At 56.1% G+C, this 23411-nt stretch carries 18 protein-coding genes and 2 pseudogenes; 12 read left to right on the forward strand and 8 right to left on the reverse strand.

The genetic code is table 11. The features are described from left to right. Nucleotides 1–109: 109 nt before the first annotated feature. A complete protein-coding gene (locus AC0L20_RS29155) occupies nucleotides 110–2425 on the reverse strand; it encodes a polysaccharide biosynthesis tyrosine autokinase (RefSeq protein WP_007606834.1) in 2316 nt (771 codons plus the stop codon). 300 nt (nucleotides 2426–2725) lie between these two features. On the opposite strand from AC0L20_RS29155, the gene AC0L20_RS29160 reads away from it, so the two are divergent. Further along, the gene (locus tag AC0L20_RS29160) at nucleotides 2726–2971 is read left to right on the forward strand and encodes a hypothetical protein (RefSeq protein ID WP_007606836.1); all 246 of its coding nucleotides are present in this window, start codon (nucleotides 2726–2728) and stop codon (nucleotides 2969–2971) included. A gap of 202 nt (nucleotides 2972–3173) precedes the next feature. On the opposite strand, the gene asnB is transcribed toward AC0L20_RS29160, so the two are convergent. Continuing rightward, nucleotides 3174–4922 carry an asparagine synthase B gene (asnB, locus tag AC0L20_RS29165; protein ID WP_473294091.1) on the reverse strand — a complete coding sequence of 583 codons (1749 nt, stop codon included), beginning with the start codon at nucleotides 4920–4922 and terminating at the stop codon, nucleotides 3174–3176. A 677-nt stretch (nucleotides 4923–5599) separates the two neighbouring features. Here asnB and AC0L20_RS29170 point away from each other — a divergent pair. Next, the gene (locus AC0L20_RS29170; RefSeq protein ID WP_473294102.1) at nucleotides 5600–6751 is read left to right on the forward strand and encodes an acyl-CoA dehydrogenase family protein; all 1152 of its coding nucleotides are present in this window, start codon (nucleotides 5600–5602) and stop codon (nucleotides 6749–6751) included. 152 nt (nucleotides 6752–6903) lie between these two features. On the opposite strand, the gene AC0L20_RS29175 is transcribed toward AC0L20_RS29170, so the two are convergent. Together AC0L20_RS29175 and AC0L20_RS29180 are read right to left on the reverse strand one after the other, a co-directional pair. Then, complete coding sequence (locus tag AC0L20_RS29175; protein ID WP_007606839.1) at nucleotides 6904–7827, reverse strand: thioesterase domain-containing protein; 924 nt, start codon at nucleotides 7825–7827, stop codon at nucleotides 6904–6906. After that, a complete protein-coding gene (locus tag AC0L20_RS29180; protein ID WP_473294093.1) occupies nucleotides 7827–9761 on the reverse strand; it encodes a non-ribosomal peptide synthetase in 1935 nt (644 codons plus the stop codon). Before AC0L20_RS29180 ends, AC0L20_RS29175 begins: the two co-directional genes overlap by 1 nt. A gap of 370 nt (nucleotides 9762–10131) precedes the next feature. Between AC0L20_RS29180 and AC0L20_RS29185 the strand changes: the two genes are divergently transcribed. The 3 genes from AC0L20_RS29185 to AC0L20_RS29195 all read left to right on the forward strand — a co-directional run bounded on the left by AC0L20_RS29185 (nucleotide 10132) and on the right by AC0L20_RS29195 (nucleotide 12489). After that, nucleotides 10132–10968, forward strand: a complete 837-nt coding sequence (locus AC0L20_RS29185; protein WP_473294094.1) for a hypothetical protein — start codon at nucleotides 10132–10134, stop codon at nucleotides 10966–10968. 4 nt (nucleotides 10969–10972) lie between these two features. Next, on the forward strand, nucleotides 10973–11419 hold the full coding sequence (locus tag AC0L20_RS29190) for a hypothetical protein (RefSeq protein ID WP_035973830.1): 447 nt from the start codon (nucleotides 10973–10975) through the stop codon (nucleotides 11417–11419). A 164-nt stretch (nucleotides 11420–11583) separates the two neighbouring features. Then, nucleotides 11584–12489: a polysaccharide deacetylase family protein gene (locus tag AC0L20_RS29195; protein WP_473294096.1), complete on the forward strand. Its 906-nt coding sequence runs from the start codon at nucleotides 11584–11586 to the stop codon at nucleotides 12487–12489. A 58-nt stretch (nucleotides 12490–12547) separates the two neighbouring features. Here AC0L20_RS29195 and AC0L20_RS29200 read toward each other — a convergent pair whose 3' ends face one another. Next, a complete protein-coding gene (locus AC0L20_RS29200; RefSeq protein WP_473294097.1) occupies nucleotides 12548–13585 on the reverse strand; it encodes a glycosyltransferase family 2 protein in 1038 nt (345 codons plus the stop codon). A 459-nt stretch (nucleotides 13586–14044) separates the two neighbouring features. On the opposite strand from AC0L20_RS29200, the gene AC0L20_RS29205 reads away from it, so the two are divergent. Further along, nucleotides 14045–15187, forward strand: coding sequence for a hypothetical protein (locus tag AC0L20_RS29205; RefSeq protein ID WP_473294098.1), 1143 nt, complete (start codon nucleotides 14045–14047; stop codon nucleotides 15185–15187). A 19-nt stretch (nucleotides 15188–15206) separates the two neighbouring features. Here AC0L20_RS29205 and AC0L20_RS29210 read toward each other — a convergent pair. From AC0L20_RS29210 to AC0L20_RS29220, 3 genes and pseudogenes are all read right to left on the reverse strand, one after another. Next, nucleotides 15207–15346: pseudogene (locus AC0L20_RS29210) on the reverse strand (IS481 family transposase); the annotation flags it as partial. Then, nucleotides 15347–15517 (reverse strand): annotated as a pseudogene (locus AC0L20_RS29215) (IS481 family transposase); the annotation flags it as partial. A 54-nt stretch (nucleotides 15518–15571) separates the two neighbouring features. Next, nucleotides 15572–16534 (reverse strand): glycosyltransferase family 2 protein, encoded by a 963-nt coding sequence (locus tag AC0L20_RS29220; protein ID WP_456765690.1) that lies wholly within the window; start codon nucleotides 16532–16534, stop codon nucleotides 15572–15574. Between the two features lie 139 nt (nucleotides 16535–16673). Here AC0L20_RS29220 and AC0L20_RS29225 point away from each other — a divergent pair, with 139 nt between their 5' ends. From AC0L20_RS29225 to AC0L20_RS29250, 6 genes are all read left to right on the forward strand, one after another. After that, nucleotides 16674–17441, forward strand: coding sequence for a WecB/TagA/CpsF family glycosyltransferase (locus AC0L20_RS29225; RefSeq protein ID WP_473294099.1), 768 nt, complete (start codon nucleotides 16674–16676; stop codon nucleotides 17439–17441). A 13-nt stretch (nucleotides 17442–17454) separates the two neighbouring features. Then, nucleotides 17455–18573: a non-hydrolyzing UDP-N-acetylglucosamine 2-epimerase gene (wecB, locus tag AC0L20_RS29230; RefSeq protein ID WP_007606848.1), complete on the forward strand. Its 1119-nt coding sequence runs from the start codon at nucleotides 17455–17457 to the stop codon at nucleotides 18571–18573. Then, a complete protein-coding gene (wecC, locus tag AC0L20_RS29235) occupies nucleotides 18566–19843 on the forward strand; it encodes a UDP-N-acetyl-D-mannosamine dehydrogenase (RefSeq protein ID WP_007606849.1) in 1278 nt (425 codons plus the stop codon). Before wecB ends, wecC begins: the two co-directional genes overlap by 8 nt. Nucleotides 19844–19891: 48 nt before the next feature. Further along, nucleotides 19892–21349 carry an oligosaccharide flippase family protein gene (locus AC0L20_RS29240; RefSeq protein WP_007606850.1) on the forward strand — a complete coding sequence of 486 codons (1458 nt, stop codon included), beginning with the start codon at nucleotides 19892–19894 and terminating at the stop codon, nucleotides 21347–21349. A gap of 86 nt (nucleotides 21350–21435) precedes the next feature. Next, nucleotides 21436–22551, forward strand: coding sequence for an acyltransferase family protein (locus AC0L20_RS29245; protein WP_456765688.1), 1116 nt, complete (start codon nucleotides 21436–21438; stop codon nucleotides 22549–22551). A 31-nt stretch (nucleotides 22552–22582) separates the two neighbouring features. Further along, nucleotides 22583–23245 carry a class I SAM-dependent methyltransferase gene (locus tag AC0L20_RS29250; RefSeq protein ID WP_007606852.1) on the forward strand — a complete coding sequence of 221 codons (663 nt, stop codon included), beginning with the start codon at nucleotides 22583–22585 and terminating at the stop codon, nucleotides 23243–23245. The last annotated feature ends 166 nt before the right edge of the window (nucleotides 23246–23411 follow it).

Consider the following 23411-nt stretch of genomic DNA (forward strand, 5'->3'; position numbering starts at 1 on the left):
GGAGAATGCCATTTTGTATGGAATCTGGACAGGCCGTCGTGACAGCCCCAGCAACTCGGTGCGAGAATGTTGCCAAAATGCAACAAACGCAAAGCGCGCAAAAATAGTGTTAAGCGTCGGTAAGACCGTAGTGCACGTAGTGGTCGTCGCTATAGTAGTCGCTTCTGTGGGAATCGTACTGGAGCATCGCCCGAATGTCTGTCTTGTTGAGAACGACGCCAATCAGGTTCTCATAGACATTTGGTGCCGTGTGCAGGGCGTGTTGCACCACATCGATTTTGGTTTTCCCCCACTCGACGACAAGCATAAAGCAGTCGACCAGCGTCGCCGTGGCGCGGACGTCGACGATGGGCGTCAGAGGGGGCAGGTCGACAATCACATAGTCATAGGTGGTTCGTAAGCGAGCGAACAACTTGCGCATGTGTTCGGTTGCCAGAAGCTCGCTGCTATGAAGCAGCGGCCGAATCTTAACCACCGGCAAAAAGGCCAAATTCGTCTTTGGCTCCTGCCAGATCGCCTCTTCCAAAGAGCATTTTTCGAAAATGACCTCAAGCAAACCGACGCTCGCATCCGGCGCGAGGGCCTTTGATAGAGACGGGTTTCTGAGATCACAGTCGACGAGGATTACGCTCTTTCCCCCCTGTCCGATCAGTTGGGCAAGAGACGCCGCGATCGTCGACTTGCCCTCATGGGGCAGTGAAGACGTTATGCCAATGACCTTGTTTGTCGTTTGCGTCGGATTGAGGTCAATGCCCAATTTGATTGAGCGAATCGATTCCGCAAACCGCGACAGCGGCATATTCATCACGGCCCAATGCAAAGGCGAATGCGTGGAAACCGTCCTCCTGCCGGTTTCCCGATCCGGCAGTAGGCTGGCTTTCAGTTTCCGAAGCCTGGCCGCTTGCAGAAGTGGAACGACGGAAAGGCAGGGGAGGCGCAGAGCTGCCTCGAGCTGATCCGGCGTCCGGAACACCCGGTCCATCGTTTCTCTGAGCAAGCCCAGTCCAACGCCAAGACCAAGACCTCCGAACAAGGCGATCGCAAGTATGATTGTCGTCTTGGGCTTGCTTTTGCTCTGAGGAATGGAGGCGGGATAGATGACCCTGGCATCCGAAATAGGGAAGGATTCTTGCTGCGCCGATCCCATATATCGCTGCAGGAACGTGTCGTAGAGCGTTCGATAGCCTTTGGCTCGGCTTTCGAGCTCCCGCAGAGTGACTTCCGCCGAATTCGTCGCCCGTGACACCGAAACGGCCTCTGACAACTGCTTTTCGAGATCTTGCTGGCGTTGCTTGGAAACCTCGTAGTCGCTCCGGCTCGTTTCTGCCAGGCGGCGGACTTCGTCGAGTACGGACGCTCGAATTTCGCGCATTCGAGCGCGCAGGTTGACGACACTGAGGTGGTCCTTGCCGAACCGCGCCGACCATTCGCTTTCCCGCCTGACCAGCTCGAGGTATTGTTGGCGCAGACTGTTGATAATAGGGCTCGCCAGCGCATCCGATCCAGAGGCGTCGAGTGTGCCGATTGACTCCCCCTTAGAGGGATTCTCCTTGAGAATACTTTCATAGCGGTTTAGGCGCGCGAGCAATTCCGCCGTTTGAGCCCGGGCCGCTACGATGCGGCTATTCACCTGAGTGACTTGCTGCTCGTCGATAGGTTTTCCTTCCGTCGAGAAAATGTTGTTTTGAGATCTGTAGGCGTTGACCGCGCGCTCAGCGGTTTCAGCCTGATCTCCCAGCGCCTTTATTCTTTGTTGCAGCCAGAGAGTTGCCGTTCGATTGGCCTCGAATTTTGCATTGAGCTGATCTGCGATGTACGCGTCGGCAATTGCGTTGGCGATCTGGGCCGCACGCGCCGCATCATTCCAGCTGAAAGTCAGTTCGATCACGTTGCTCAAGTTCACGCGCGCTGCTGTAAGCCGCTCTTGGAACGCCGTCATAACGTCGCCAGCCAGTCGCGCCTGTGACTCGCTTTCATCGGGGCCTGGTGTGCCACCAAACCACTTGCGAAGGCGGCGTCCCATTAATGTCAATGGAGAGTCCGTGTTCCTCGTCAGGTCGGCCGTGAGGTCGAGTTTGTCGATGACATCGCTTGCGATAGCCTTGGATCTGAGAATTTGCAGTTGGGTTTCTATTTCCCTCGGGTCAAAGGACGGTTCGGCAACGGCAGACTGTTGCTGAATGAACTGCGCCTTTTGATTTCCCAACAGGATGCGCACTTGAGCTGTGTAAGTTGGTGGCGTGATGCGAAGGTAGATCAGACCAGCAGCCAGGGCGAGGACCGCGCCAAAAATTACGATGGCGTACTGACGACGCAAAAATCCACGTGCCAAATTCACCAGCGGACCGATTCCGGTCGCGCCCCCCGGCGGCGGGCCGTCGGCATTGCCGAGCGCAGTCCTCGATCTGTCGGTGTTCTGCAGCATCCGGTCTTTCCCGCGTTCCGTGACAGGCCGGCCAAGACACCCGCAAGTTTAAAGCTTGCGCGAAATCCGGACAGGCCCGTTCAAACCATATCGATAAGTTAGTGCACGTCAAAATTAAATCGACGAGAGGCGAAATTAATCGTGAATCAAGTGGTCGGATTATGAAAAACTGGAACCCTAAGTCACGGATTGCATTTGATAATAAATGCGATCAAATGCCGCGGTGTGTTTAATTTTCAGGTGTCGGATGTATATTTGTGTTAGAAGATCAGAATTATAACAGGTGACGGGAAGCTGAACATGTCCGCAATTTTGAAGATTGTCTTAGTTCTGTTAGCCGTGTCGGGTACCGCAACCAGCGGCTATGTTTTCTACAACGCTGCTCTTTCGTCTAACGACTGGGTCTACGGCGGAAGATCTCCCACCAATTGGGCCAATGGTGGGGTGCATGGCGCTCCGGGGCCCATCGCCGGTGCGGGTATTCCGCTCGCGGCCGCGGCATACGGCGTTTATTGGCTGATGAAGCGACGTCGCAAGCAGGACTGAGCAACCAAAGTCGCTCGGTACTCGAACGCGAACGGTTCATTGGAATCAGCACGTTCATCGCTGTTTAGCCCTTGACGAAAGGGAGACCGAAGGCAGATGCATTCGGTTTCCCCATTTCGACATTGCCGATCCTTTAGCGGTCTCCTAAGCCACTCTCGTCGAGCCTCCGGGCGGTAATTTTGCCGCGACGCTCCAGGGACAATCAGACCGACTCTGTTGCCTGAAGGTGCACGCTCCGCACAGCCCTTCCTGAAGGATCATCCATTTTCGCAAATTCCTGCGACCAGCGAAATGCGGTGGGCGTCGAACAAGCGATCGACGGGCCTACCGGAACCGTGAGGCAGGCGGTCGGATTTTGGAAAATGCGATCGAAGATGGTCCTGTACAGATAGCCCTCCTTCGAAGTTGGCGTCTGGTTCGGAAATGTCCGCTCCACGATTGACATCATTTCATCAGTGACCTTGCTGTTCGCGTAGTCCTTCAGGGAATCGATCCAGCCATAGCCGACACCGTCCGAAAACTGCTCCTTTTGACGCCACAGAATCTCATCGGGTAGAAGGTCGGGAAAGGCTTCTCGCAAAATGCTTTTTTCGATTTTTTTTCCCGGGCACATCTTGTCCGCGGGGTCTATTGACATGGCGTAGTCCAGAAATTCCTTGTCCAGAAATGGTACGCGCGTCTCGAGCCCCCAGGCGGCTGTGGCCTTGTTAGCGCGACAGCAGTCGTATTTGCTCAAGGCGAACAGCTTTCGAACAGTCTCTTCGTGAAATTCTTGTGCATTCGGGGCCATGTGAAAATACAGATATCCGCCGAACACTTCATCCGCGCCTTCTCCCGAAAGCACCATCTTGATGCCCGTCGACCGTATCTTACGCGCCATCAGATACATGGGCGTTGCCGCTCGAATTGACGTAACGTCAAACGTCTCGAGATGACGGATGACATCCGCCACTGCATCAAGCCCTTCTTGGATCGTGAAGACAATCTCGTGGTGAACCGTTCCGATGTGCTCGGCCACCTTACGCGCGAAGCGCATATCCGGAGCGCCTTCAAGCCCGACGGAAAAGGAGTGAAGGCGAGGCCACCAAGCTTCCTCGGTATCGCCTGATTCTATTCGTTTGAACCGGTGTTGCGCGGCGATGGCGGCGATGAGAGACGAATCCAGGCCGCCGGATATCAAAACGCCGTAGGGAACGTCGCACATGAGTTGCTGCTTGACCGCAGTCTCAAGTGCCGTCCGGAGTTTCTGAAGCGAAACCTTTTCCGTCGGCGCTTGGTGCTCCCAGGATGGATTGTACCATTTGACGAAAGTCCTGTCCCGCCCAGTATAGTAATGGCCTGGCGGAAATTCCTGGATCGTTTCGCAGGTGGCGTCCAGAGCCTTCATCTCGCTCGCGACGTAGGTTGCCCCGGCACGATCCCACCCGATGTAAAGCGGAATGATGCCGATGTGGTCTCGCGCGACAAAAAAGTCACGCTTCTTTTCATCGAACAAAGCAAACGCAAAAATCCCGCTGAGCATATTGCACACGGCGGGGCCATATTCGTCATAAAGATAGAGGATGACCTCGCAGTCGGATTTCGTTTTCCAGGCGTGATGTTGCTTCAGCTTCTCTCGAAGCGAAACATGGTTGTAGATCTCGCCATTTACGGCCAGCGCCCGACCCGCCATTTCGTCTATCAGGGGTTGGGCCCCGTGCTCCACATCGACGATTGAAAGTCGCTCATGAGCAAGCACTGCGCCTTCATTCGAGTAGACGCCGCTCCAATCTGGTCCGCGATGTCTGATCATCTTGGACATTTCCAAAGCGCGGTTACGCGCCGTTTCGAGTGGTTCCTTGAACTCGAAAATGCCAACAAAGCCGCACAATGCAATTACTCCACTATGGAAAATGCCTGCCGTGGTGGTGTAAAATTCACTATCAGCCGCAAGCAGGAAACGGCGGGTCATATTAAATCGGGTTTATTTTATTATATATAAAACAAAAATTTGCAATATGATTTATTATTTTGCTTTGCGTTATGCGTTAAAGTCATTGGCCATTCGGAGCACTTCGATACGGGTCGCTGCGACGGGGGCGGACCGCTTTTACTGCTCGCTCCGAGCGAATAGGGGCGCACTACCAGTTTCGTTAATGACAATCCTGGCGCCGAGCCCCTTTTTGCCAAGTCGGTCGACCTGGGATTCTGTCCCGGCCTCGCAGGAGACCGAAAGATAGGGGTTCGGGTTGACCAAACCGGCGGTCTACCGAATGCCGTTGCCGTCGGTTGGAGGTCGGACGGCCGCACTCACGCGACGGACGTGCTCGGCACAATGCAATCGTCTGTCTTGCTTGAAGACGCATGCCTGTCACGGAACGCAAGTGGGTCGAGGTTGACCGAATGTGTCGATCGGAATGATCGCAATGCGTGATTTGGCAAAGGGCCATGCGATTACGTCGGGCCAGTCTTAAATCCCCGATCAGGAGGCAAGCCATCGTCCCGCCACGCGGCGTCTTGCTCCGAATTGGCTCTCTCTGTTGTTACTATCTGCCTTGACCGATTCAAGAAATGGCGCCTGCGCCCCTTGCCAAACGCTTGGCCGATGCTGCATCGTTGGTGTGCACGATCCGAATGTGAGTTGAGATGATGATGCCGACACGTCCTGAATCGCCTTGGATGAGCGATGAGACAAGGATCTTTCAGAACTCGGTTCGACAGTTTATCGAAGCGGAGCTTGTCCCAAACCATGCGCGTTGGTCCGAACGTGGCTTCCCCGACGCTTCGGCTTGGCTCAAGGCAGGTCAGGTTGGATTGTTACTTCCGGACGTACCTGAGAAGTATGGAGGGGGAGGTGGGACCTTCGCCTATGAGGCCGTTATCATCGAACAGCTTGCTCGGAGCGGTGTCCACTTCGGCTTCAACATTCAGAGCATAGTTGCACATTATATCCTCGCCTATGGAAACGAAGAGCAGAAACTTCGATGGCTGCCGCGAATGGCCGCTGGCGAACTTGTTGGTGCGGTCGGATTGACGGAACCCAGTTCGGGATCGGATCTCCAGAGCACCAGAACCACAGCGCAAAGAGATGGCGATCATTATGTGATCAATGGATCAAAGACGTTCATCACAAACGGCTGGCAGGCCGGTCTTGTTTGTCTCGCGGTCCGGACTGATCCCAGAGTGTCCGGGCCGAGGGCCCTCTCACTGCTTGTGATTGAGACCAAAGATCTCCCGGGATATCGGGTAGGCGAGCCACTCGAGAAGGTCGGTCGGCACGCTCAAGACACTTGTGAATTGTTTTTCGACGAAGTGCGTGTTCCCGTCGGTAGCCTGCTTGGCCCGAGCGAGGGGCGCGGCCTGTTTCAAATGATGGATCAGTTTCGATACGAGCGGCTGTCGATCGGACTGAGCGCGGTCGCGGCAGCGGAGCGCGCCATCGAAATCACCACCGCATACGTAAAGGAACGTAAGGCATTCGGCAAACCTCTGCTGGACCTGCAGAACACGCGCTTCAAGCTCGCCGAATGCAGGACCGAGGCGCATGTCGGTCGGGTGTTCGTGGATAATTGCATCCAGCAGTTTATCAATGGTCAGTTCGATACCGTTACCGCGGCCATGGCCAAATATTGGCTCACTGATAGCCAGTGTCGGATCATAGACGAGTGCGTGCAGTTGCACGGCGGCTACGGCTACATGCAGGAATCCGCAATTGCGCGCTTGTGGACCGATAGCCGGGTCCAGCGCATATACGGAGGTGCGAACGAGGTGTTAAAGGAAGTGATCGGCTCCTCGCTTTGAGCCAAATCGGGCCGTTCGACGCGGGTGGCATCCAGGCTGCCATCACAATCGTCTTGACCTGGTGCTGCCGTTGCCAAATTCTTGCAGTGCGCCCGGAATGGGGATCGGCCGGGACCTTGGCGGCTTCTCGCCGCCAAGCGCGTATCGGAGCCTCAGGCGCCGATCTGGTTTAGCCGCTCTTGCATTGCGCCGGCGAGGACGCCGACGTGCTCGCCGATCAATAGATCATTGACCTCAAACTTCTCAAGATGGTGTTCGCTGACCGAACGAGCAAACGGCTTCCAAAGGTGTGCGCGATGCCACCAGTCGGCTGTAATGAAGAGGTCGACATGGCCGTCATAAACCCGCGGCGTATAGTTGTGGACCGCCGCGACTGTTGCATTCTCTACCCGGCTTCTGGCGGCGAGATTGCTGGCTCCCACGAGTTCCACGCCCTTCTGTCGTTCGAGCCTCAATTGAAGGCGGCGTTTGAACGCGCTCGGGGTCAGCACTTTCAGGTAGCTGGAAAGGCGTACGAGCAACAGCGATGTTGGATTGAACATCGTCGGATACGCACTGCCTATGAGCGCAAGCAGGGCCACTTTCTGTCCCATTGCTGTGAGCTGTTGCGCGACCTCGAAGGCTAAAGCTCCGCCTGCACAGTGCCCTGCAATCAGATAGGGGCCTTCCGGACGGTACTTGCGGATTTGCTGGACTTCATAACGTGCGAGATCTTGGACCGTTGAGAGCGGCTCACTGCCATCGAGACCAGGCGGTTGAATGCCGACCATCGGCTGCTCCGCGTGCAGGTGTCGCGCTAACGGAAGCATACAAAAGATGTCGCCGCCGTGGCCAGAAACTGCAAATATCGGAGGCCTCGATCCATCTGGCTTGATAGGCACGATCGAGGTTCGTTCGATATTCCGGGCTTCGGCTTGCCGGAGAATTGTCATGATCGATTGCTTGCGGCTGGCAAGCGCCTGCTTTAGCTCATCATCCAACGCCCCTACCGGGGCGCTGCACTTCAATTGCGTATCCTCGATCCACAGGCGGACGTCGCGGGCGCGAAGCGTCGAAAGGAGGGCTGCATCATCCATCACAGATTGAACTCTTCACGAGCGCCTGGAGAAGTACTGGTGCTCTGGTTGGTGATCACGAGCATATCGATCGCCTCCGAAAGTCCGGCGATCGTCGGTCGCTCGAACAGAACAGCAATCTCGAGGTTGATATTGAAGAGCGCGCGCAGTCTCGCAACAAGACCGACGGCAGTCATAGACTGCCCGCCAAGATCAAAGAAATCATCCTGAATGCCGATCCCTTCCGTCCGCAACAGCTCGTGCCAGACAGCGGCAATGGCCTTTTGAGTCTCGGTTCGTGGGGGGCCGCCCTCGCCCCTGCTGGCAGCAAGAGGCGCGGGGAGAGCCTTTCGGTCGACCTTCCCGTTCTGGGTGAGCGGGAGGGCTTCGAGCAGCATGAATTGCGAAGGGACCATGTATTCGGGCAGGCGGGTTCCCAACGATTCCTTTAGCTCGTTCATGTCCAGCGCACCGAAACGGGGGACGATGTATCCCACGAGCTGACGGTTTCCTGGCTCGTCCTCGCGAGCAATCACGGCGCACGCTTGCACGTTGGGTTCGGCCGCGAGATTGGCTTCGATCTCACCGAGCTCGATGCGGTAGCCGCGAATTTTCACCTGATCATCCGCTCGGCCGAGATACTCCAGGATGCCGTCGTTGCGAAAACGAGCCAGGTCTCCGCTTCGATAGAGGCGCGCGTCTGTTTCAGTGCTGAATGGGTCCGACAGGAATCGTTCCGCGGTCAATTCGGCCCGGTTCAAGTAACCGAGGCCAACGCCAGTCCCACCGATAAACAGCTCGCCCGCCACTCCGGGCGCGACCGGCTTCATGTTCTCCTCCAGAACGTAGAGCTGTGTATTGGCGATTGGACGTCCGATGCAGACAGAGCCGCTTGTCGGATCACCAATTTGAACCTCGTGCACGCAGCAGCCGACGACTGTTTCGGTCGGACCGTACTCGTTGAACAAACGCGTCGCAGGCGCATGTTCGCGCCAGAGGCGGAGAGTTTCGGCAACGAGGTTTTCCCCGCCGATCACAAATGCGCTGGCTGCATCTGCGGCCTGCTCGGGCGCGATTTGTGCGTTAAGCAACTCGAGATGCGCGGGCGTGATCTTGACGAGACCTCGCTTTCCGGGGGCTTTGAGGGCTGCCATGAGCCCTTGAGCGCCAACATCCTCTGGCAAAAGTTCAACGGTCCCGCCGCCCAAAAGGGTGGTGTAGAGACTTGTAACCGTCAAATCGAACGATATCGATGTGTGAACCGGTACGGCAAACCCTGCAGCCACGGGGTAAGTCTTGATCGCCCACCACAGGTAATTGACCAGGCCCCGATGCACGATCATCGCCCCCTTCGGCCTGCCCGTCGAGCCGGACGTGTACATGACGTAGGCCAGATTTGAGGGGATCGTTGCCGACGGGGGATTAGCCTTGGACTCGCCGCTCAAGATTGGCGAATCGACATCCAGGCAGATGACCTTGTCTACAGGCGTCGTTAAGAGCGACAGGCACCCTTGTTGCGTTAGAAGGACGAGCGGGTTCGCGTCCTCGATCATGAAGGACAACCGCTCCTTAGGATAGGCCGGATCAAGGGGAACGTATGCTCCGCCTGCTTTCCAAACGGCCAACAAGGCCACGATCAGTTCGGGAGAGCGCTCGAAGCAAACACCCACCAGAGTGTTGGGACCAACCCCACGCTTGCGGAGATAGTGAGCGACACTGTTGGCTCGCTCGTTTAGATCGCTATAGCTTAAGCGGCGCTCTCCGAATGTAAGCGCAATTGCGTCCGGCGTGCGCTCGACCTGAGCCTCGAACAATTCTTGCGCGCAAACTTGCGGAAAATCAGCCTGAGTGTCGTTCCACGCGCGCAGTTGCGCTCGCTCCTTGTCGGACAAGGTGCCCCAAATGTCGGAGCGATATTCCTTCGATGGATTTGGCAACGCTTCTATCAATGACACAAATCGCCTCCCGGTAGTTCGCAACCGTACAAACTGTTTGCCCGCGTAAAAAGCTTCCCAGCTGTGCCCGCGTCCCGGAAACGCGTCCGCCAGGTCCCTAAATAATCATAGAGCGTTTCCAAATTTAATTAAATAGCATTGCTATGGTAAATTATTTCAAGGGGGAAAAGAGCAATAAAATCAGTATGGAGAAGCGCTGCATGAGCGTCACGCTTTTTTGTCGCTATTTAATTTTATTGTTTTGAAGTGGGTCTTTCAGCTATTCTGGAAGTCGGACTTGGTCCGCAACTGGCACTCGGAAGCAAGATGAGTTTCCTTGGCCGCGGGGCGCGCCTGGAATTTGAAGTCCAGGAGCAGGTCATCGAGCGAAATGGCTGAAGATATGACCGCCATCTTGAAATATTGCCCGACCCGCGGCGAGCTCTATGCGGGGGTATTCATAATCGGTTGCATCAACGGCTTGGCCGCGAAAGCCATTTCGTCGGTGCATCGGATCGGATGGCAGGATGCCGTTTTGGGCACGTTCGATGTGAGCGCCGTGGTTATCGCGGCATGCTTTGCAGGAATTTCGCTGGTCCTGTCCGACAGAACTGAGCTGGCGCGTGCCGTCGACGTTGCCCTTGCGGCCATTCTCTTGCTGGTCATCGCACTTCCCATTGGCGCGGCTAGTTGGATCGCTGTTGCCATGCTGAGCATCTACGTGTTGTCGACCCAGCAGGTATCCGAACCATTGCGTCGCGGGGCAGTCATTCTCCTGGCCACCACGGTTCCTATGCTGTGGAGCCGCCTCATCTTTGATATGTTCGCAAAATATGTGCTGGCAATCGATGCGTGGCTTGTCGGATGGATGCTGGGAACGGATCGGCACGCCAATATGGTCGAGTTTGCTGATCACTCGGGAACACTCGCGATCTTCCCGTCGTGTTCGTCGCTCGCAAATGTATCGCTCGGCCTGCTGTGTTGGATCGCGATCAGCGAAATGACAGGCCACAGAAGGCGCCCGCAAGACATCCTCTGGTGCGGACTTGTATGCGTATGCGTCATCGCAGTGAACGTCCTTCGTATGAGCCTCATGGGGCTGAGCTACGCGCATTACGCGATGCTTCACAGCCCGCTATCCGAGTTGGCTGTGAACGTCATTATTCTGATCCTCGTCGCTGCAATCAGCATGCTAGGCGTTAGACGTGACATATTCTCCCGCGCTTAAGTGGATGCTCATCGTTTTGATCCCGCTGACGATCGGGTGGAAATTGATGTTGAAGCCGGAAGATCCGGTCGAGATACAAAATGCGATTGCTGTGTTTCTGGCCGAGCAGAAGTTTGAAGTCGTCGTCAGCGACGAGAACCTCGAATACATGCATATCGTGGATGCAAGATCACCCTCGTGCCATTTGCGGGTAGCCAGGGTCTCGCCGCTTGGCCACGAGGCGGATCTCATTCGCAGGTTGAACGAGCTGAACGGTCGTACGTATTTTGTGTTCAGAAGAGTGGTCTACTCGGACCAACCAGTCTACCTGACGGTTGTCAACTATATCTGGTTCAGGTTTCTTCGCGAACTCGGCTTCGTGTCCCGGGTTCCCCCCGTCCTCGCTGTCGTTGCCTCTTGTGAGACGGACCAATTGCCATGGAGCATGCTGCGTTCGCTCGAGCCGACCTGAGGTATGAGCGTCAGATGCCTCGGTTTGACGGCCCCTCCGGCGCGCGCGGCTGAAGAGTGTTAAAGCTTACTTCCAGGACAATTGACCTCCCTTATTTTTTGACTCGGAGCCTAATTCCAGGCGGTTGGAGCAATCTTTTTACTGATCTCATGATATGGAGTAGCATGAACTTTCATCAATTTCTTAAGTGCCGCACGATGAGAGCGATAGAATTTCGCCGGTACGTGAAGATCCTGATCAGCCTGAGTTATTATGCTGGTCGCACGATCTTGCGTTTCATCTTGGGGCGGTCGTCCGCGCAGCGCCTTACCGTACTTTACTACCACGGTATCTCGGCTGAAGACCGGCCAGCGTTCGAGCGTCAGATTGATGCTCTTCACCGCAGAGCCCAGGTGGTGCCGGCCTCACACCGCGGCCCCCTCCCTGAAGGCAAGAAATGCGTTGCAATCACGTTCGACGACGCGTTCGTCAGCGTCGCCCAAAATGCCCTTCCCAAGCTTGCTGAGTATGCGTTCCACTCCACCATATTCGTACCCGTGGGCTGGCTTGGGCGCGCGCCGGGATGGGTTATGAACGAGATCGAAGGCGCAATCGGTACCGGCGGAAGTTCGGAGGCCCAGGAGGTGGTTATGTCCCGCGAGCAATTGCAGGCTCTTAGTGCCTCGCTGGTCTCGCTCGGGTCACATACGATAAGCCATCCGTTAATGCCATCTCTCGGTCGGAAGCAGCTGCGGGAGGAGCTTGAGGACTCGAAAGTTCGATTGATGCAATTGAACAGGGGACCAATTCTCGATTTCTCATTTCCCTACGGAGAGTATGACGTTGGTATGCTCGCCGATTGTAGGGCGGCCGGCTATGAAACGGTGTACTCAATATCTTCGCAAGAGATCGATACAACGGCTCCTGATATGTTGCGTGGACGGACAAAGGTGGATCCGTCCGATGGCCCGCTGGAGTTCTTTTTGAAGTTCAACGGCGCCTATCAGTGGACGAGATTGACAACCCCACTCAAGCGGTTCTTGGGATCAATGAAGGGTGGGGGGGCGCGCGACCAAGTCACGTCCCGATGAATGGGGCGCCGAAACCCGTGTCCCTCTCATATCGCTGCAGCGAACGTGGCGAACGTATTCACTTATCGTGAAACTGCGGCTGGCCTGTTTCGCCTCGTATCCCCGCGAACAAACCTCTCGCAGCCGCTTCGAAGTTTCTTGGCGAGCGCGCGACGAGATACATCATCGCGTGAATGCAACCAAACAATCCTGCTAGCAAAACGTAGCGGGGCCAGTGCATCCGGACGAAAGTGAGATTATTGCGGCTTTCAAGGTAGACCGAAAGGTAGGATCTTTGTGCTCGACGACGGGCCGATCCGATTGTCGTGCCCCCTTTGTGCGGTACAATCGAGTCCGGCGCGTATCCAAGACCGTGCTTTTTTGCTCGCTTTGACCAATCGGCGTCCTCGTAGAATAGGAAGAAGCGTTCATCCATGGGGCCAATGTCCTCGAGGCAGCGCCTCGTAACATACATCGATCCACCGGCGATGCAGTCGAGATCAGCCTCTATCGACTTGAGGTCCACAGGAGTGTTGATGGGCTCTCCGAGGCCGATCAGCGCGAGATCTGCTCGAAACTTGCGCCATCGATGACCGGCGCGGCAATGAACATACGTGCTGTGGACATCAGGCACGATAGTGCTGCCGACCATCCCCTTGTTGCCAGCCGAAGAGCGATCCACCAGAGCTTTTAAAGCGTCCGGTTCGGGTTCCGAGTCCGGATTGAGCACCCATACTCCATCCCACTCTGGATTTGGCAACACGCGATGAATCCAGACGTTGGTGCCTCCGGCGTACCCCAAGTTTTGCGTTGCGCAGCCAACCCACACACGGGTGCTGCGCCCCTTGAGCGCAAACCGGGCGATCTCGATCTGTCGGGAAGGAACGGCCGGCGGTGCTTCCGGGGGCGGATCCGAGCCTCTGGTGCAGGGCCCTCCCGGCCCGATCAGTGTGTCGCACAGCAGAACGAACGCTTCATCTCCGCCGTTCTCGCAAATGAAGACGTCAAAGTGCGGTTCATCCGTCGAGTGCGACAGCGCGGCGAGGCAAGCCCGTACGTCTTCGGGGTTGCGGAAGCCTACAATGATGATCGCAATGCGGTGCTGATCCAGGGCCATTTACCTTCACTCAAAGAATCCTATCGAGAACAGATTGATGCGTTAGAGCCAATGCAAGCCGATGCCAGGAACGCCGGATGGGAGACATCTGGGCGTCTGGATCATCGGCATTAGAGAGATATTTCACCGAACTGCAACTCCTGTTCCGACTCTTTGCGGCGTCCCGCGCAGGGGGTGAACTGGCTTTGTAGGACCGCGCCGTGCCGTGAACAATCTTTGCGTCGCGCTTGCTTGAAGTGCTGGTAAACGTACGTTCGGGACTTGCCCCCTCGCCCACAGCATGACCAACCGGCTCCTGTGGGCATCGCGCCAGAACGGCGGGGCGCCGATACGAGCCTGAGCAATTGCGATGTATCAGTAAAATGCCTCGCTTGATTTGCCTTTTCGGATAAGTCGGCTAAATAATCGATGTGCAAGAGGTCGACGCAATCAATATCGTTAATTTTTAGCGGGTCCATTATGAATGTCCGAGATGCTTTGACACCGGCAAATTCTCCGCTGGTGGATTATGCCCTGAAAGGTCTGGATCGATGCTGGTTCGGCGAAAGCGGTCGCTGGTCTCATATCTATCATTTGGACGGGCGCAGCGAGCCAAATGAATCGGTTCCTCAAAGCGATGTATTCTATACTCTCAATGTGCTCCTTGGGATGACGCGAGTACCATCAGTCCCCGCTCACGTTAACCTGCGCGAGATCTTCTTGCGCAATGCGCGACAGTTGAAGGCGCTCCCCGTTTCCAAATACGCGTTAGGCGTGGCACTCTGGACTTCAGCGGAGCTAGGCGTGGCGTTGCCCGACGATATTCTTCGCCATATTGAAGGGCTCGTTGCCGACCGGAACCAGTGGCGGTCCTTTCGTGCGCAAGATCTTGGCATGATCATCGCCGGTGTGGTGGCGCAAGCGAAGATCGATAGAAAGTGGACGTCGAGGGCTGCTGAGCTGGTTCAATTTTTGCGTGATCGATACCATTCGCCATCAGGTCTATTTTTCGACGCGGCTCAGGGACCAAGGCGTCGGTTTGCGTCTTTTGCGACCCAAACTTATCTGCTTCTTGCTTGCTACACTTATGGCGAGCTGACAAATGACAGCCGGCTCATAGAGATCGCCAACGCGACCACCCGAAAGCTGATCGGCCTTCAGGGCCCAGCTGGCGAATGGCCGTGGTTCTTCGATGCAGCAAGCGGAAGGGTGCTCGACTTCTACGAGGTGTACTCGGTTCACCAATACGGTATGGCTCCGGCGTTTCTTGAAATGGCCGAGCAACACGGCGTACAAGAGGCGCGCGATGCGATCTGCAAGGGATTTCGGTGGGTCCTGGGCCAAAACCAGCTCTCCAAGTCGATGCTTGTGCCCGACTTGCACTTGAGCATCCGCTCGCAAGTTCGACGAGGGGAACTGAAATCAAAGGGGCCGAGAGTCATGCGTTCGATTAGCAATGCGTTACTCCAGCACGACGCCTCGCTGATTGATCCTTCAGAAATTGAACTTCGCCTCGAGTGTCGAAGCTATGAGCTTGGTTGGATTCTCTGGTCGTTTGGAAGTCGTTCTGACCTGCCGGAATTGACACATCATGCAGCTTTCACACGGGCTAACCAGACCTAATATGCCTGTCGTTCTAGGACTAGGTGTTCAGTTCCGAGGTCAAGTGGATGGGATCGAGCCGAAAGCGGTCTGGCTCGTTACCCAAGCTGTACAGATGGCCTCGTAGGGTGTGAGGCCGCGTAGTGTCTTCAGCCGCTTGGCGAGGTTGTAGCCGTCGATCTTCGGACCCATCGGCGCATCGTGAACAAAGGTCCGCTTGCGCCACTTGGAGACTGTTTTCTGATTAAGGGCGTGCCGGGCGGCTAGATCTTTGAGCGGAGCTTTCGATAGCTGTATTGCCGCTCGGTTGGCGTGCGTGGTCGTGGCGCTGCCGTGAAGTATCTGTCCCATAACTCCTCCCGGAATGAGGGATCAGCTTGGCTGGTTTCCCCCACGACCAGACACCTAGCCATGGTGGGGCTTGCGATTCCATTCGACCTCTCTGCGCGAAATCAGGAGGTGGAGCATCTTGTACGCCCGGTATGCCCGCACGATTACCAGCACCAGTAGAGCCTTCGCCTTCGCCATTACACCGTCGACGCGGTCGCTGGCAAAAATCTTGACCCAATCGAGGGCGGGGGAGAGCAGTACGGCTGCAGCTCGCAACAGCCATAAAGCTTGCCATTTTGCTGTGTGTCTTCCGGCGTTTACCGCGTGCTGGATATGCCGATCCCATTTGACAAGCAGTTCGTGCAGAGTTTCTCGGGCCGGATGAAAGACAATCATACCGGAAACGTAGTTGAACGTGTACCCGGCAGAACAGGCGCGTTGTCCCCAGTCGATATCTTCGGCGATATCAATTCCACGAAACGGGCCGATCCGCCCAAAATCCGATCTTCTGACGACCAAATTGCCGGTGCCGCAAAACCCGTGCTGCTCGATGTAGAGCTTGAAGCGGTACGCGAACACGCTTTCATACGCTTCGAGAGCGGTAATCGGCAGATTTGGCTCTCGCCATATCCTCACGTCGCCGCCTAAAATTGTTTGCGCTGGCGCCCGGTCCAAGGTTTCGAAGGCGCACCCGAGCCAATCCTTGTGCGCGCGGCAATCAGCATCAATGAAAGCAAGTATCTCGCCGCTGGCGGCGTCAACCCCCCTATTGCGAGCCGGTCCGGGACCGGGTTTGGCTTCTTGTAGAAGAAGAGTTCCCGGATATCGCTCGATGACCTGCCAAGGAAGCGAGGCGGAGCCGTTATCGACGACGATGATTTCGAATGAGGTTCGATCCAGGCTTTGCGCACTCAGGCTTGCAAGACATGCCGCCAGTTGGTCAGGCTGGTTGAGGTGAGGAATGATGACGGAGATAGAGGGTTTAGGGGGCTTCATCGTCTGCTTTCTCCGGGCACCATCCAAAACGTGGGCATTCAAGGCCTGCTATCAATTTTAACCGAAAAATTATTATCGCTGTTGACAAGATAATAATATAATTAAATAAATGAGCACGGATTATTATTGAAATCAGTTGGTGCGCCAACGGCGCGTTTTTTAATCGATTTAGGAGCCTAGCATGCGGGCAGATCTGCTGGGATGTTCCGTCGACATTTTAACCATGACCGAAACCGTCGAGCGAGTGCAGGAGGCAATGCGCGATCGGCGGCGCCTCCATCATGTCGCGTTGAACGTCGCAAAATTCGTAAATATGCGTTCGGATAACATCCTCCGTTCAGACGTGCTGGGCAGCGACCTGATCGGCATCGACGGCATGGGCATCGTCCTCGCGCTCCGGATGCTCGGGGTTCCGGTCCAGGAGCGTGTCACCGGCATCGATCTATGCTGGCAGGTGCTCTCGGTTTGCGCGCGCGACGGGTTCCGGCCATTCCTGCTGGGTGCGACCCCTGATGTCTTGCATCGTGCTGCCGGTGTCATTGAGAAGCAGTTTCCGTCGCTCCAGATCGCCGGCTCGAGGGATGGCTACTTCCGTACCGATCAAGAGGAAGAGGTCGTCCAGCAGATTATCGACAGCAAGGCCGACTGTCTGTTCATCGCTATGCCGACGCCACGCAAGGAGCGGTTTCTTTCCGCACATAAGGACCGGCTCTCTGTGCCGTTTATTATGGGCGTTGGGGGCTCGCTCGACGTCATCGCGGGACATGTGCGGCGAGCCCCGCCTCTCATGCAGTCAATGGGACTTGAATGGCTCTATCGGGTCTATCAGGAGCCGCGTCGAATGTGGTGGCGATACACCAAGACCAACGTCATGTTCGCGGCAATACTGGTTCGCGCCTTCCTCAGCCAGCAAAGCATTGGCCCTGGTCGACTGTCTCGTTCTGGTTGAGGAGGCGTCGCGCGTGACGAAGCGAATATTTGTCTTGTTTGGGACGCGGCCTGAAGCCATCAAACTCTTTCCCGTCGTAAAGGAGCTTCAGGCCCTCGACGCGATTGATGTGACGGTGTGCGTGACGGCCCAGCATCGCGAGATGCTGGACCAGGTGTTGCGCCTCGTGAAGATCGTTCCCGACATCGACCTCGATCTGATGAAGAAAAATCAGACCTTGGACGAGTTGAGCAGCAGGATCTTGCTTTCCGTTGGCGAAGCGCTCGACCGGGTCCGCCCCGATCGGGTGGTCGTGCAGGGGGATACGGCCACCGCAATGATGGGTTCCCTGGCGGCCTACTATCGGCGCATTCCCGTTGCGCATGTCGAAGCGGGTCTTCGCAGCGGTAACATTTATGCTCCTTGGCCCGAAGAGGTGAACCGAAAGATCATCGGAACGATCGCGGATCAGCATTTCGCCCCGACTAGGCTCGCTGCCGACGTGTTGCTAAAGGAGAATATTCCTGCGGACAGGATCCACGTTACGGGCAATACGATTGTCGATGCGCTGGTGGCGACCAAGGCATTCGTCGAGGCCGATCCGCAGCTGTCGCGACGTTGGGATGATCTCAAAAAGCGGCGAGGCAGCCGACGTATCGTTCTCGTGACCACGCACCGGCGCGAGAATTTTGGCCAGGGGATGGATTGCATCGCTGATGCTCTTGAGCGAATTCTCGAGCGAGAAGACGTGATGCTGATTCTGCCCATGCATCTCAACCCGAATGTTCGAAATGTTCTGCAGGGCCGATTGTCGGGGCATCCACGCGCCGAAATCATCGAGCCGCAGGAGTACGCCGACTTTGTCGGTCTGCTTTCCATGGCTCATATCGTGTTGACAGACTCCGGTGGTATCCAGGAGGAGGCCCCCTCGCTCGGAAAACCGGTCCTCGTCATGCGCGATACTACGGAGCGCCCAGAGGGTGTGCTGGCCGGGACCGCCCGGCTCGTCGGGACCAGCCGCGACCGGATTGTCGCCGAGACATTCTCACTACTTGATGATCCGTCCCACTATTCGGAAATGTCGCGTGCGCATAATCCGTTCGGGGATGGTCACGCCAGCACGCGAATTGTGAAGGTAATGCTAAATGGCTGAGTTTCAGAATATTGTCGTGGTCGGGTTGGGATATATCGGTTTGCCCACGGCCGCTGTCATTGCCAGCCGTGGCATGCAGGTCGTGGGTGTCGACGTCAACGAGCGTGTGGTCAAGACCGTCGCCTCGGGTTCGATCCACATCGCAGAGCCCGACCTGGAAGGTCTCGTTCAAAAGGTTGTGACGGCGGGATCTCTAAGGGTTGCAAAAGATCCGCCAAACGCAGACGTCTTCATGATCGCGGTCCCCACACCCATCGACGAGGAAAAGCGAGCAGACCTCAAAAGCGTGATGAGCGCTGTGGAGAGTATTGCCGGAGTTATACGCCCTGGCAATCTGGTGATTCTGGAATCAACCGTGCCGATCGGGACAACCGAAGCCGTTGCAAAGCGGATCACCGATCTTCGGCCCGACCTGAAAATCGGTTTGGCCGATGGGGACGAACAGGCAATCTCGGTGGCCTATTGCCCGGAGCGCGTCTTGCCCGGACGAATCCTAACCGAACTGGTCCACAATGATCGATGCATTGGAGGCGTGACGCCTCATTGCGCCCGAAGAGCGCAGCGGTTCTACAAAACGTTCGTGAGAGGTGCGTGCGTTCCGACCAGTGCCCGTGCCGCAGAAATGGTCAAACTGACTGAAAATGCGTTCCGCGATACGAATATTGCGTTTGCAAACGAGCTCTCCTTGATCTGTGATCGTTACAAAATTAATGTTTGGGAGGTCATCGATCTCGCCAATCGCCATCCCCGCGTTAATGTCCTGCGCCCCGGTCCTGGAGTGGGCGGGCACTGCATCGCGATCGATCCCTGGTTCATCGTCGACTCGGCGCCCGATCTCGCGCGCCTCATTAAGACGAGCCGTGAAGTCAATGATTCAAAGATCTCATGGACCGTGGAGCGAGCCATGGCCCTGATCGAGGAGCATCCTTACGCGAACGTGGCGTGTTGCGGCTTGGCATTCAAGGCGAACGTAGACGATCTCAGGGAAAGCCCGGCCCTGGAAGTGGCGCATCAGCTCGCCGAGCGTTATGGAGGTCGCGTGAAAATCGTCGAACCGAATATTCGCGAACTGCCCGCGAGTATTTCCAAGCACGGTGCCACCCTGACCGACCTCAATGAAGCCATCAAGACGTGCGATGTAGCGATCGTCCTGGTCGATCACGACGATTTCAAGCTCGTTCCTCTCGCTGAGCGCCGCCACCTCGCAGTTATCGATATGCGCGGGATTTGGCAGGATATGCCCGATAGGAGCTCGGGTGCGTCTCGGTGAAACGAAGCGTTCACCGCGCACCGAATCGCAGGGTATGGAAAGACGCGCGTGACATTGCTTAGGACGTGGACGGAACGTGTCTTCGTCGGTGGCCTGGCGCCGCTAGTCGTGTTCGGCTCGCGGTTTGTCGGCAATATTATCCTATCGAGATTGCTTGCGCCGGACGAGTTCGGGACGGCGATTGCGATTGGCGTCGTCTTGAGTCTTGGCGGCCTTGCGACCGACGTTGCGCTGGACCGTTTCGTCATGATCAATGGATCGGCGCGAGCGCTGGCGACGGCACACCTGTTGTCGTTAACCAATGGCGTCTTGCTTACAATCTTGCTCGTGGTCTGTTCGCCATTATCCGCTCGGCTGTTCGGGGTGCCCGATTTCTCATCGAGTTTTGCCTGGGCAGCCTGCATCTCGATGATTGGGTCGTTTGGTCACTTGAGTACCAAACAAATTCAGCGGACCTATAATTATGGCCCGGACACCATTGCCCAAGTCGTGGCCAACCTCACCTCGGTTGTCGTTCTACTTTTCGCTGCGGCAACGCTGCGCAATCATTGGGCGATCATCGTAAGCATGGCGTTCCAATGGACGGTTTATGTTGGCCTGTCTCATGCGCTTGCGCGTTCTCCATACCGGGTTCGCTTTAACAAGACCAAGCTACGACAAGCTCTCGCGTTCGGACTCCCTCTGACGCTCAATGGGATTGGTCTCGCCATCATGTCCCAACTCGACCGCGTCCTGGTCGGATATTGGTTCGGTGTGAGGGAGCTAGGCACATACGCTGTCATGTTCAGTATGAGCGTGATTCCGACGCACTTGATCGTGAACGTTCTCGGCGGGCCTGGGTTTTCATTTCTGCTCGCCGATAATGCTAATGTGGCACTCCGGCAGGAACGCTATCGCGTCTTACAAGGCGTCTATTCAGTTATAACAAGTCTTTACGCGCTCTGGATGGTGCTAACTCTCGACGGAATTATCCCGCTCATATACGGGAAGTCCTTTGCGATCAGCGCGCTGGCTCATGTCCTCTTCGTGCTGATCGCTTGCCTGAGACTTCAGCGCTCGGGCGCACCAACTTCACTTCTCTTGGCGGGTGGCCGTACGAAGCAGCTCGCGGTCTTGAACTTGTCGTCTGGCTTCGGATTGCTTTTCGCGGCAGGCTGCATAGCTATTTGGCCGCGTCTGGAGTCCATGCTCGTGGGCATAGCAATCGGGGAGTTCATCTCTTTCTTGGTCTTCTTTGCATCACTGGGCGACAAGCAGTCTCGCCGAGGGCCGGCGGTGGTCATGCGGGACGTGATATCAGCCATCTTTGTGCCAGCCACGCTTGCCGCTTTTCTTGCGCTTGAACCGGATCCGACGTGGCCGGCGCGCGGAATGCTCTTTCTGCTGGGGCTCGGACTTATTGGTTCGCAAGTGTGGTTCGAATTGCACACCAACCGCAGTCTTCGCGGGGCGCTTTCTAACGCTATTGGCGACTGGCTCGTGCGGCGCCGGTCTGTTCAAACATAGAGGATCGGCGTTGGATTAAGCATTCGAATCCCTAATCTTTGCGGATGATCGGTACTCCGCGTAAGGTACCATGAGGCCATCAATCGATGTTGTTGCAGTCAAGCGTCACCGAAGGCAGGGACAACAGCTTCAACGTTCTGAGAATGATCGCCGCCGGTGCGGTCTTGATCTCGCACGCCTATCCGCTCTCGTTCGGTCCCGGGACGTCGGAGCCTCTTGAGACAGCCCTTCGAATGACGTTGGGCACGCTCGCTGTACTGACGTTCTTTGCTATTTCCGGATATTTTATTTCCCTGAGCTTCCACAATCGGCGAAGTTTCGTACACTTCGCGACCGCGAGGGCATTGCGAATTTACCCGGGTCTGCTTTGCGTGCTGGTACTCACCGCGCTTATACTCGGTCCAGCAACCACCAAGATTGGATTAGCCCGGTATCTGTCGGATCAAGAGACGTTCCTGTACATACCGAGAAATCTTGCTCTCTGGCCGCTGCAATTCGGTTTGCCCGGCGTATTCGTAGAGAATCCGTATCCCGTAGCGATCAACGGGTCGCTTTGGACGCTTGTCTACGAGGTGCTTTGCTACATCATGCTCACGGTCGTGGGTCTCGCGGGCCTCACCTCCAATTGGCGTCGCTATGCGCTGTTTCTGGCCGTTTACGCCTTCTGGTATATTGCGAGCATCCCACTAATCCGGGAAGACTACCCGCACATCACAATCCTTCGAAATCTGCATCTGCTGTCCTTACCCTTCGTCGCGGGCATGACGATCTTCCAGTTTCGTGATCGAATGCAGTTGCGGCTTCTCATCGTCACTTTATTGGCGTTGGTGACGGCCATCTCCTACGGTCGACCGTGGTTTCACGAGTTGTTTGTCGTGTCGTGGTCGTACACCATTTTCTACATCGGCTTTCTGAAATGCCGACTATTGTTTGCATATAACCGACTAGGTGATTACTCCTACGGTATGTATATTTACGCTTTTCCCGTCGAGCAGATCATTGCGTCTCTTTACGTCAAGAGCACGCCGGTCATGATGGTCGCGATGTCCATGCCGATAACGGTAGTCCTGGCCGTTGTTTCCTGGCATTTCGTGGAGGAGAGAGCTCTCGCGCAAAAGGGGGCCGTGGCCGTTTGGCTGACGCGAGGCATCAACGCGACCTATGTGAGGCTCTCGCAGCAGAGGCAAATCGATGAGCATTAGTCCTGGTGCCCTCGTAAGGCGAGTTTGAAGCATGGATTACTATCACTTTGTTCGGCGTGAGATTGAACCGCTATTGCCACCTAATCCGACTAGGATACTCGAGGTGGGCGCGGGGGCGGGGGGCACGCTGAAGTGGCTAAAGGCCCAGTATCCAGGCGCAGAGACTACGGCGGTCGAACTAAATTCGGATCTGCGCGACGAGCTGACACAGAACGTGGATGTCGCACTTATCGGTCCGATTGAAGATGTCCTGCCCGCACTGAAAACTTACGATCTGATCTTGCTCCTTGACGTGCTCGAACATCTGACCGACTCGGTCGGAGTGCTTCGGAAGCTCTCGAGCCTTCTGGTCCCCGGAGGGCATATCATCGTTTCAGTGCCAAATATTGCGCATCTGAGTGTCTCGCTGCCACTCCTGCTGACGCGACGTTTCACCTATCAGGATTCCGGTATCCTCGACCGTACGCATCTCAGGTTCTTCGTCGAGAGTTCGGCGGTGAAGCTTCTCAACGATGCAAGTTTGACGGTGATCGCAGGTTTGATGTCCGGAATGCAAGGCCCGCGGGCGAGGTTGATGAATATGCTTTCCCTGGGCGGTTTGCAGCATCATTTGGCAAAGCAATACATCATGCTTGGTCAGCAAACCGCCGGTCAGATTTCGCAACCGCCGGTGGCTTGGAAGCCCGCAAGGTAAGGTCTGCGCTAGGCTTCGTTGTTTGATTTGCGTTTGATCGTTCGTTCTGCTCCGAGAAGCTATGGCAGCGTCTCTTTCACTAACGCTTGAGTTGCCACCTGCGATCTGGCAGAGAGCAACTCCGTCGGTCATCGGGTTATCGCTCTGGCCCGGTCAGGATAGCGAA

The organism is Bradyrhizobium sp. Kon58 (assembly GCF_055807455.1).

What these genes read in the sequence shown, in the direction of transcription:
- AC0L20_RS29205 (WP_473294098.1), top strand. Translation starts at nt 14,045, where the DNA reads ATGAATGTCCGAGATGCTTTGACACCGGCAAATTCTCCGCTGGTGGAT.
- AC0L20_RS29200 (WP_473294097.1), bottom strand. Translation starts at nt 13,585, where the DNA reads ATGGCCCTGGATCAGCACCGCATTGCGATCATCATTGTAGGCTTCCGC.
- AC0L20_RS29155 (WP_007606834.1), bottom strand. Translation starts at nt 2,425, where the DNA reads ATGCTGCAGAACACCGACAGATCGAGGACTGCGCTCGGCAATGCCGAC.
- wecC (WP_007606849.1), top strand. Translation starts at nt 18,566, where the DNA reads ATGGCTGAGTTTCAGAATATTGTCGTGGTCGGGTTGGGATATATCGGT.
- AC0L20_RS29175 (WP_007606839.1), bottom strand. Translation starts at nt 7,827, where the DNA reads ATGGATGATGCAGCCCTCCTTTCGACGCTTCGCGCCCGCGACGTCCGC.
- asnB (WP_473294091.1), bottom strand. Translation starts at nt 4,922, where the DNA reads ATGACCCGCCGTTTCCTGCTTGCGGCTGATAGTGAATTTTACACCACC.
- AC0L20_RS29160 (WP_007606836.1), top strand. Translation starts at nt 2,726, where the DNA reads ATGTCCGCAATTTTGAAGATTGTCTTAGTTCTGTTAGCCGTGTCGGGT.
- AC0L20_RS29185 (WP_473294094.1), top strand. Translation starts at nt 10,132, where the DNA reads ATGGCTGAAGATATGACCGCCATCTTGAAATATTGCCCGACCCGCGGC.
- AC0L20_RS29225 (WP_473294099.1), top strand. Translation starts at nt 16,674, where the DNA reads ATGCGGGCAGATCTGCTGGGATGTTCCGTCGACATTTTAACCATGACC.
- AC0L20_RS29245 (WP_456765688.1), top strand. Translation starts at nt 21,436, where the DNA reads ATGTTGTTGCAGTCAAGCGTCACCGAAGGCAGGGACAACAGCTTCAAC.
- AC0L20_RS29190 (WP_035973830.1), top strand. Translation starts at nt 10,973, where the DNA reads ATGCTCATCGTTTTGATCCCGCTGACGATCGGGTGGAAATTGATGTTG.
- AC0L20_RS29195 (WP_473294096.1), top strand. Translation starts at nt 11,584, where the DNA reads ATGAACTTTCATCAATTTCTTAAGTGCCGCACGATGAGAGCGATAGAA.
- AC0L20_RS29250 (WP_007606852.1), top strand. Translation starts at nt 22,583, where the DNA reads ATGGATTACTATCACTTTGTTCGGCGTGAGATTGAACCGCTATTGCCA.
- AC0L20_RS29170 (WP_473294102.1), top strand. Translation starts at nt 5,600, where the DNA reads ATGATGCCGACACGTCCTGAATCGCCTTGGATGAGCGATGAGACAAGG.